Annotated in this window: 9 protein-coding genes; 6 read left to right on the forward strand and 3 right to left on the reverse strand. The window is 71.4% G+C overall.

Annotation, left to right across the window (positions count from 1 at the left end):
- Positions 1–372 precede the first annotated feature (372 nt).
- The 6 genes from D7V93_RS30480 (at position 373) to D7V93_RS30505 (ending at position 6,993) form a co-directional block, all read left to right on the forward strand.
- Positions 373–834, forward strand: coding sequence for a hypothetical protein (locus tag D7V93_RS30480; protein WP_120646730.1), 462 nt, complete (start codon positions 373–375; stop codon positions 832–834).
- Positions 835–889: 55 nt separating this feature from the next.
- Positions 890–2,317, forward strand: coding sequence for a sensor histidine kinase (locus D7V93_RS30485; protein ID WP_120646735.1), 1,428 nt, complete (start codon positions 890–892; stop codon positions 2,315–2,317).
- The gene (locus D7V93_RS30490; protein WP_120646731.1) at positions 2,314–3,675 is read left to right on the forward strand and encodes a sigma-54-dependent transcriptional regulator; all 1,362 of its coding nucleotides are present in this window, start codon (positions 2,314–2,316) and stop codon (positions 3,673–3,675) included. The genes D7V93_RS30485 and D7V93_RS30490 overlap by 4 nt, the downstream gene beginning before the upstream one ends.
- A gap of 211 nt (positions 3,676–3,886) precedes the next feature.
- Complete coding sequence (locus D7V93_RS30495; RefSeq protein ID WP_120646732.1) at positions 3,887–4,609, forward strand: DUF1428 domain-containing protein; 723 nt, start codon at positions 3,887–3,889, stop codon at positions 4,607–4,609.
- On the forward strand, positions 4,606–5,013 hold the full coding sequence (locus tag D7V93_RS30500; protein ID WP_120646733.1) for a VOC family protein: 408 nt from the start codon (positions 4,606–4,608) through the stop codon (positions 5,011–5,013). The genes D7V93_RS30495 and D7V93_RS30500 overlap by 4 nt, the downstream gene beginning before the upstream one ends.
- A 195-nt stretch (positions 5,014–5,208) precedes the next feature.
- A complete protein-coding gene (locus D7V93_RS30505; RefSeq protein WP_244237608.1) occupies positions 5,209–6,993 on the forward strand; it encodes a L,D-transpeptidase family protein in 1,785 nt (594 codons plus the stop codon).
- Between the two features lie 4 nt (positions 6,994–6,997).
- Here the strand turns inward: D7V93_RS30505 and D7V93_RS30510 are convergent, their stop codons facing one another.
- The 3 genes from D7V93_RS30510 to D7V93_RS30520 all read right to left on the reverse strand — a co-directional run.
- On the reverse strand, positions 6,998–7,414 hold the full coding sequence (locus D7V93_RS30510; protein ID WP_120646736.1) for a secondary thiamine-phosphate synthase enzyme YjbQ: 417 nt from the start codon (positions 7,412–7,414) through the stop codon (positions 6,998–7,000).
- Between the two features lie 24 nt (positions 7,415–7,438).
- Positions 7,439–8,173, reverse strand: coding sequence for an alpha/beta hydrolase (locus D7V93_RS30515; protein ID WP_208723204.1), 735 nt, complete (start codon positions 8,171–8,173; stop codon positions 7,439–7,441).
- Positions 8,170–8,771 (reverse strand): peptidylprolyl isomerase (locus D7V93_RS30520; RefSeq protein WP_147451416.1); only part of this gene is annotated, 602 nt, incomplete at its 5' end. The genes D7V93_RS30520 and D7V93_RS30515, both read right to left, overlap by 4 nt.

Consider the following 8,771-nt stretch of genomic DNA (forward strand, 5'->3'; position numbering starts at 1 on the left):
GAACAGGGCGGCGACGATGACGGTCTTCATGGATGGCTCCGGGGAACGACACGCCGACGCGGGATTGCATCGGTTGTTGTGCGCCTTCCTTGAGCACCCGCCGTGCCAGTCGCTGGTTTTGAACAACTTCGCGGGGTTCCCTAGGTGGGAGTTGATCCGCCATGGGGAGAATCTCCTCAGTTGAACGCTCAACGATGGGTGCATGCTCCCCAGGCAGGCACACGGCGCTTTGACGGCAACGACGCTCTTCTGCAAGCTGCGGCGCGTTCGCTCGTCCCGAGCGCCAGGCGCCGGGATCTATTAGAGGCGGGCGTGAGGCCCGGCGGTCCTCGTCGCGCATGTCGCGCGGCCAGGGGTCGGGAGAGATGGCGTATGCGGCACCTGCTGGTCGCATGGGGTGTGGTGTGGTTGGGGGTGGGGTGTGCGGCGAGCATCCCGCCCGAGCGCCTCCAGGCCCAGGTGCTGGAGACGGAGCGGTGGCAGCGGGAGTACCAGTCCGAGCGCGAGCGCACCGAGATGCTGGCGACGAGGCTGGCGGCGGTGGAGTCCGCGCTGGAGGAGCTGGCGCAGGAGCGCGCGGAGGCGGAGCAGGCGCGCGCGGAGGCCGAGCAGGGCCGCGCCACGGCGGTGGATGAGCTGGCGCGGCTGGAGACGGAGCGCCACGCGCTGGAGGAGCACAACGCGCAGCTGCTGGCGCGGCAGCGTGAGCTGGCGGCGCTGCACGAGGAGCTGTCGGACGTGTGGTACGAGTCCGCGCTGGAGCGCGCGCGGCGCCGCACCCAGCCGCCCCTGCCGGGCGAGTCGGTCAAAGAGGCCGCCGGTCCGGTGCCGTGATGTTCCTGGAGGCACCCCGCCTCCTTCCCCTTCTTCAAGGAGCTTGGGCGTGGCGATGAACTCGCGGACCCCCATCCGCGGCTACCGCGCGGGTTTCTTCTTCGTGGTGATGCTGCTGTCGGCCGTCACCGGCTTCACGCTCTGGACGGAGGTGCGCACCGGCCACCAGGTGGACGCGCTGGTGCTGGAGGCGCTGGAGCGCGCGAGCCTCATCGGTCGCATCCGCGTGGACGTGATGTCGCTGGAGTCCGCCATCGAGGCGCACGTGCGCTCCACTGGCGACGCCGAGCGCAAGGAGGCCGACGCGGTGATGGAGGACATCCTGGGCAGCATCCGCCGGGCCTCCGAGGCGTACATGCGCCACCTGCCGCTGGGAGAGAAGGCGGTGTGGCTGCGCTTCAACAACGCGTGCCAGGGGCTGGCGGATCAGGTGCGCGCGGCGGCGGTGTTCTCGCGCCAGCGCGACGCGGAGCGCGCCCGGCGTCACCTGGTGGAGAGCATCCGCCCGCTGGCGGCGGAGGTGGACCTGCTGGCGGGGAAGCTCGCCACGGAGAACGCGGACGACGCGCGCGAGCTCGTGGGCCGGCTGGGCACGCTCCGGGTGCGCAACACCGCCCTGGGCGCGGGCACCACGCTGCTGGCCATCCTGCTGTCCATGCTGGTGGGCTGGCACATCACGTCCCTGCTCAAGCGCCAGGACGCCACCATCCAGGGGCAGATTGAAGAGCTGGGGCGGCACAACCAGGAGCTGGATGCCTTCACCAGCCGCGTGGCGCATGACCTGATGGGTCCGCTGTCCCCGCTCAAGGGCTACCTGACGCTCATCCGGCGCTCCGGCGCGGTGAAGGACCCGGGCGCGCTGGAGATGATCTCCCAGTGCGAATCCAGCGCGGTGCGCATGGGCGAATTGATTGAAGCGCTGCTGCGCTTCTGCCGCGCGGGCAACCGGGGCGACGGTACGAAGGGCGAGCTGGACACGGCGGTGAGCACGCTGCTGCTGGAGGTGAGCCAGACGGCGTCGGCGCTGGGCGTGGCGCTGGAGCGCGAGCTGGAGCCGGGCGTGCTGGTGGACTGCCCCGCGCAGCTGCTCCAGGTGGTGGCGCGCAACCTGCTGTCCAACGCGGTGAAGTACACGGCGGGCCGGCCGGAGCCGCGCGTGGTGGTGCGGGTGGCGACGGAAGGGGCCGACGCCGTGGTGGAGGTGACGGACAACGGGCTGGGGATGAGCGCGGCGACGCAGGCGTCGCTGTTCCAGCCGTTCTTCCGGGCCGCGGAGGTGCGGAGCATCCCGGGGCACGGGCTGGGGCTGGCCACCACCCGGCGCGTGGTGGAGGCGCACGGTGGCACGCTCACGGTGCACTCGGAGGAGGGCAAGGGCACGCGGATCCGCGTGCGGTTCGCACGGGTGGCGCGCGCGCAGGCGCCGCTTGTGGTGGAGTCCGGGCCGCAACGGGACTCCTCCTCCATCCGCAAGGCCTCATGAGCTCAGCCCGAATCCTCGTCGTGGATGATGACCCGCATGCGCGGGACCTGTTGCAGCGCCTGCTGGGCGTGCTGGGCCCGGTGGTGCAGGCGGCGGATCCGAAGAGCGCGTCCGAGCGCATGGGCGAGCAGGCCTTCGACCTGGTCCTCACCGACATGGCGATGCCGGACCCCGGCGACGGGCTCAAGGTGTTGCAGACGGCGCGCTCCACCCTGCCGGACACGCCGGTGATTGTCGTCACGGCGTTCGGCAACATCGAGGGCGCGCTGGACAGCATCCAGCAGGGCGCCTTCGACTACCTGTCCAAGCCGTTCGACGTGGACGCCATCATGCGGGTGGCGAAGCGGGCGCTGGAGCAGAAGCGGCTGGTGGAGGAGAACCGCACGCTGCGCAAGCAGGTGGAGCGCACGTCGCTCGTGGGCCGCAGCCAGGCGCTGCTGGAGGTCTACAAGCAGGTGGCGCGCGCGGCCACCAGCAACGTGCCGGTGCTGATCACCGGTGAGACGGGCACGGGCAAGGAGATGGTGGCGCGCGCGCTGCACAAGCGCTCGGCGCGCTCCAGCGGGCCGTTCATCCCCATCGACTGCGGCGCCATCACCGAGTCGCTGATGGAGAGCGAGCTGTTCGGCCACGCGAAGGGCAGCTTCACCGGCGCGTCGGGCGCGCGGCGCGGCCTCTTCGAGGAGGCCAACGGCGGCACGCTCTTCCTGGACGAGATTGGCGACGTGGGCCCCAAGGTGCAGTCGCAGTTGCTGCGCGTCCTCCAGGAGGGGGAGATCCGCCGCGTGGGCGAGAGCGTCCCGGTGAAGGTGGACGTGCGGGTGCTGGCGGCGACGAACAAGGACCTGAAGGCCCGGGTGACGGAGGGGGCGTTCCGCGAGGACCTGCTGTACCGGCTGGACGTGGTGCACCTGCACCTGCCGCCCCTGCGGGAGCGGCGCGAGGACATCCCTGCGCTGGTGGAGCACTTCGCGGCGCTGCACGCGCGGGGAGGCGTGCGGCCGGTGGTGACGGCGGACGCGATGGCGCGGCTGACGGTGTACGACTGGCCGGGCAACGTGCGGCAGCTGGAGAACGTGATGGCGCGGGCGCTCGCGCTGAACGTCACGGGCGTGCTGGGGCCGCCGGACTTCCCGGAGCCCATTGGCGACGCGCCCAAGCGGCTCACCGGGCTCGCGGGGGACCTGCCGAGCCTCGCGGAGCTGTCGCGGCGGTACGCGGCGCACGTGCTCCAGCACGTGGGCGGCAACAAGAGCGAGGCGGCGCGGCTGCTGGGGGTGGACCGCAAGACGCTCTACAAGCTGCTGGAAGCACCCGAAGCGCCCGAGGTCATCCCGCCCGCCGAGGGCCGCGGCTGAGCGACCCGGTGGTGGGGCCTCGCGCTGCCGGGGGCTGCTCCTTCCGCTGCTGCCCAGGGTGCGCGCGGTCGCGCTGGCCCGTCAGGCAAAGGCAGTGGTCACGGACACGAAGCGTCGTTGCCAAGGGAACAGCCCTGGCCTTTGGCATGCCCTGAGGGTGTTGGCATCCACCTATGTTGGCGAAGCAGGGATGCCCCACTGGAGGAAAGCCATGGCCTATATCGATGGATTCGTGGTCGCGGTGCCCGCGGCGAACAAGGACGCCTACCGCCGTCTCGCGGCCGCGGCCGCGCCGCTGTACCTGGAGTTTGGTGGGACGCGCATCGTCGAGGCCTGGGGCGATGACGTCCCCGAGGGCAAGGTCACCGACCTCCGGCGCGCGGTGAAGGCCCGGCCCGATGAAGTCATCGTCTTCTCCTGGATCGAGTACCCCAGCAAGGGGGTGCGCGACGCGGCGAGCGCGAAGATGATGAGCGACCCGCGCATGAAGGAGCTGGGCACGCAGATGCCCTTCGATGGGCAGCGGATGATCTACGGCGGTTTCGAGGTCAGCCTCGATGCGCGCACGCAGGGAAGGGCGGGCTATGTCGATGGCGCCCTGCTGCCGGTTCCGGCCGGCAACAAGGACGCCTACCGTGCCATTGCGTCCAGTCTCGCGGCGGTCTTGAGGGAGCATGGGGCCACGCGTGTCGTCGATGCGTGGGGCGACGATGTCCCCGACGGCAAGGTCACCGACTTCAAGGGCGCGGTGAAGGCCACCGGCGACGAGCAGGTCGTCTTCTCCTGGATCGAATGGCCTTCGAAGGAGGCTCGCGATGCAGGATGGCGGAAGGCGTTCGCCGACCCCCGCATGCGGCAGGACAACGCCCCCTATGACGAGCGCCGCAGGACCCACGGCGGCTTCGTGCCGCTGGTGGACGAGCAGGCGTCATGATCGACCATACCGGCATCGGGGTCGCGGACATGGCCCGCTCCGCCGCCTTCTACGATGCGGCGCTGGCGGCGCTCGGCCTGCGCCGGGCCATGCAGCTCCCCGAGAACGAGGGGACCGATGGCATCGGCTATGGGGTCGACTATCCGGTCTTCTGGATCGACCGCTATCACCCGCATGGCGTGAAGCAGCACACGGCCTTCGCGGCGAAGAGCCGCGCCCAGGTCGACGCCTTCCACGCCGCCGCCTTGAAGGCCGGTGGGACGGACAACGGCCCGCCCGGAATCCGTCCGACCTCCGAGGGGAACCCGCCGGGCTACTACGCCGCCTTCGTGCTGGATCCGGACGGCAACAACATGGAGGCCGTCTTTCGCGAGCAGGCCTCGAAGCCGGAGCTTGGACCGTAGAAGCGCCCTGATTCCGTCCCGTGCGCCAATCACCGCTGCGGGCGGAGGGTCTGCCCACCCCGGCGGCGGCGCGCGCAGGAGATCACACCTGGGCCGACGTTGAGGATGTCAGCGGGGACCCGTACCGTAGCAACCTGTATGCGCCGCCGCTGGTTCCCCCTCGGACTCCCCCTGATTCTCTTCGCGTGCGCTCCGGTGGAGCCACCCCTCCCCCTTGAGTCGGTGGATGCGGGCAGCGCCCTTCCCGTGACGGAGCTGGCGTCCGTGGCCTCCGCGCCCGCCGCCGGATCCGAAGCGCTGGCCCCGGTGGAGTCCGCGGATGCGCTGCGCTCCGCATGGCAGGCCACCACGCCCGACCCGTCCCAGGACGGCGGCGTACTTCACGCGACTGCTTCAGCCCTCATCGAAAGCACGGACACGGCGGGGGACGCGGGGCCGGAGGGTGCGCTCTCGCTGATGATGGAGCCGTCGCTCGCGCAGGCCGCGGCCTCGTCCCGGGGCGTGAATCCGGAGGCCCTGCCGGGCGAGGAGGAGCCCCAGGTCATCACCGAATCCGAGGTCCCCGTGCTCGAACTGGGACCCGATGGCGAGCCCCTGCTCGATGCCGACGACTTCGCCCCGGAAGCCGTCGCCGCCTCGCCTGGAACGGACGCTCCCTCCGAGGAGGAGCCCACCGTTGATGACGGAAACGAAGGCGAGCCCACCGCCGTGGATCCGCTCGCGACCGCCGACGCCGGGATGGAGCCCTACGCCATCCCCTACGCTCCGGACGCGGGCTCGCTGCGGGTGCGCCGCTCCATCGCGGTGCGCTCGGAGCCCCGGCAGGACTCGCCGCCGCTGGGCACGGTGGCCCAGGACATGCGCGTGACGTGGAAGGGCGCGATGCGCGGCCCGGACTGCGAGACGTGGGTGCAGCTGGAGCCCCGCGGCTGGGTGTGCGAGCGCTACCTGGAGCAGAACTTCCGCGAGCCCCGCGTGCGCACGCTGCCCCGCGTGGAGGAGGGCGCGCTCACGCCCGGCATCTACGCGCGCGTGGTGGGCCGCCGCGTGCGCGCCTATCCCAGCCTCGCGCTCGCGAAACGGCGGCGGCAGGGCGTGCTGCTCAAGGGCTCCGTGACGGTGAAGCTCCAGGGCCAGGTGAAGGTGGGCCGCCGCACCTTCTGGCGCACGTCGGACGGCCAGTACTTCGAGGCGCGCGTGCTGCGCGAGCACCGCCCGTCCGACTTCAGCGGCCTGGACGCGGAGGCGCTCGCCGCGCTGCCCATGCCCTTCGCCTGGGCCCAGTCCCGCGCCACGCCCCGCTCGGACGTGGTGGTGCGCATGGCGCCCGACGCCCGCGCCGACCGGGAGACGGTGCTCCCCCCGCGCACGCTCGTCTCCGTGCGCGAGCTGTCCCCGGATGGCCAGTGGGTGCGCATCGCGGAGGACCACTGGGTGGCGCGCGACGACCTGCACGTCGCGTGGTCGCTGGGGGCGCCGTCCATCGTGGAGCCCGGCGCGCGCTGGCTGGACGTGGACCTGGAGGCCCAGGTGCTCATCGCCTACGAAGGTGACCGCCCCGTCTACGCCACGCTCATCTCCTCCGGCAGCCCGGGCACCGACACGCCCGAGGGCCTGTTCCGCATCTGGGTGAAGTTCGCCGAGGCCGACATGACGGGCCAGATGGGCAAGGCCAGCTACCGCGTGGCCACCGTGCCGTGGACCATGTTCTTCGAGGGCGACTTCGCGCTGCACACCGCCTACTGGCACGACCGCTTCGGTGAGCCGGTGAGCCACGGCTGCATCAACCTGGCCCCGAAGGACGCGCGCGTCCTCTACGGGTGGACCACGCCCGAGGTGCCCACCGGCTGGTCCATGGCCCACGCGCTGCCCGAGGATCCAGGCACCTGGGTGCGCATCCGTGGACAGGCCCGCATGCAGCCGAAGAAGCGCCGGGGCGGCGCGCCCGTCGTCGCCACCGCCACGGTCAGCGACCTGTAACGCTTCAGCCGCCCAGCACGGACACGGTGACGCGGCGGCGGTGCGGCGACGTGCGGTGCTCCCAGACGTAGACGCCCTGCCACGTGCCCAGGTCCGCCTCGCCGTCCTTCACCGGTACGCTCAGGGACACCTGCGTCAGCACCGTGCGCACGTGCGCGGGCATGTCGTCCGGCCCCTCCGCGTCGTGCTGGAACAGCGGATCCCCGTCCTTCACCAGCCGGGAGAAGAAGGCCTCCAGGTCCCGCTGCACGACGGGGTCCGCGTTCTCACTGATGAGCAGTGATGCGCTCGTGTGGTGCAGGAACAGCGTGCAGAGCCCGTCGCGGATGCCCGTGCCCTTCACCGCCCGCTGCACCTCGTCCGTGATGTCCACGAGGCCCCGGCCCCGCGTGGGCACCGTCAGCTCCTTCGCCTGGTACACGCTCAAGCCTCCGTCCTTCGCGGATCAGCGTTCGTCCAGTCGCTTCTCGAGGAACGCGGCCATCCGCTCCAGTTCCTCCGTGACGATGGTGTGCCCGCCGTCGAAGGGCAGGAACTCCACCGGCAGTCCCGCGCCCGTCAGCACGTCGCGCAGGCGCTCGGCGCCATGGAGGGGGAGCATCGTGTCGTCCCGGCCGTGCCCCATGAACACCGGGAGCGACGAGCGCGCGCGGGCCTTCGTCTTCCACTCCTCCACCGCGATGAGCGTGCCGGACAGCAGGCACAGGCCGGCGGGCGCTTCCTCCAGCCGCAGCGCCACGTCCGTGGACAGCATCGCGCCCTGGCTGAAGCCTCCCAGCACGACGCGGCCGTAGGGATGCTGGAGCGCCGCCACCGTGCTCATCAGCGCGCGGCGCGCGGCGGGCATCCCCGGGGGCACGTCGCGGGCGAACTGGTCCCAGTCCCGCTGCTCTCCGGCCAGGACGGACTCCGGCAGCGCGAACCAGGCGCGTGCCTGGGGCATGCCCAGGTGCGAAAGCGACAGCGGCGCCTCCGGGAAGACGAAGCGCACGCCCTCCGTGAGCCGGGGGGCGGCGGTCAAGAGCTCCGGCGCCAGCCCCACCAGGTCCGTGCCCGGCGCGCCGAAGCCATGGCTGAGCACGACCACCAGCTCCGGCTTCGCGCCGTCCGGGAGCGCGTCGACGACGTGGCAGTCCAGTTCGCCCAGCTTCGTGCGCACGTGGCGCGGAAGGATGTTCATGGCTGCGCGTCGCTGATGGTGACGTGCTGGATGACCACGTCCGCGTCGGGCCGGTCCTGCCGGTTGCGCGGCACGTCGCCAATCTTCTCCACCACCTCGTAGCCCTTCACCACCTCACCGAAGATGGTGTGACGGCCGTTGAGGTTGGTGGGCGTGGAGGTGGTGATGAAGAACTGGCTGCCGTTGGTCTCCGGGCCCGCGTTGGCCATGGCCAGGATGCCCGGCTTGTCGAAGCCGCGCATGCTCTTGAACTCGTCCCCGAAGCGGTAGCCCGGGTCGCCCCGGCCGGTGCCCGTGGGGTCGCCGCCCTGGATCATGAAGCCGGGGATGACGCGGTGGAAGATGACGCCGTCGTACAGCGGTATGCCCTCCACGCGCTCGCCCGTCTTCGGGCTGATCCACGGCTGCTCGCCGGACGCGAGCCCCACGAAGTTGGCCACCGTCTTGGGCGCGTCCTTGGAGAAGAGCTTCAGGACGATGGTGCCCTGGTTCGTCTCCATCGTGGCCCAGAGGTCCTGGCCCTCCAGGGCCTTCTTCTGGAAGCCCTTCGCGGCGGCTACGTCCGTCTGCAGGCTCACCGTGCGGGGAGCCGCGGGGG

The sequence above is a fragment of the Corallococcus llansteffanensis genome (genome assembly GCF_003612055.1).
Taxonomy (GTDB): domain Bacteria; phylum Myxococcota; class Myxococcia; order Myxococcales; family Myxococcaceae; genus Corallococcus; species Corallococcus llansteffanensis.

Coding starts and splice junctions, on each gene's coding strand:
- D7V93_RS30480 (WP_120646730.1), top strand. CDS start 373: ATGCGGCACCTGCTGGTCGCATGGGGTGTGGTGTGGTTGGGGGTGGGG.
- D7V93_RS30485 (WP_120646735.1), top strand. CDS start 890: ATGAACTCGCGGACCCCCATCCGCGGCTACCGCGCGGGTTTCTTCTTC.
- D7V93_RS30490 (WP_120646731.1), top strand. CDS start 2,314: ATGAGCTCAGCCCGAATCCTCGTCGTGGATGATGACCCGCATGCGCGG.
- D7V93_RS30495 (WP_120646732.1), top strand. CDS start 3,887: ATGGCCTATATCGATGGATTCGTGGTCGCGGTGCCCGCGGCGAACAAG.
- D7V93_RS30500 (WP_120646733.1), top strand. CDS start 4,606: ATGATCGACCATACCGGCATCGGGGTCGCGGACATGGCCCGCTCCGCC.
- D7V93_RS30515 (WP_208723204.1), bottom strand. CDS start 8,173: ATGAACATCCTTCCGCGCCACGTGCGCACGAAGCTGGGCGAACTGGAC.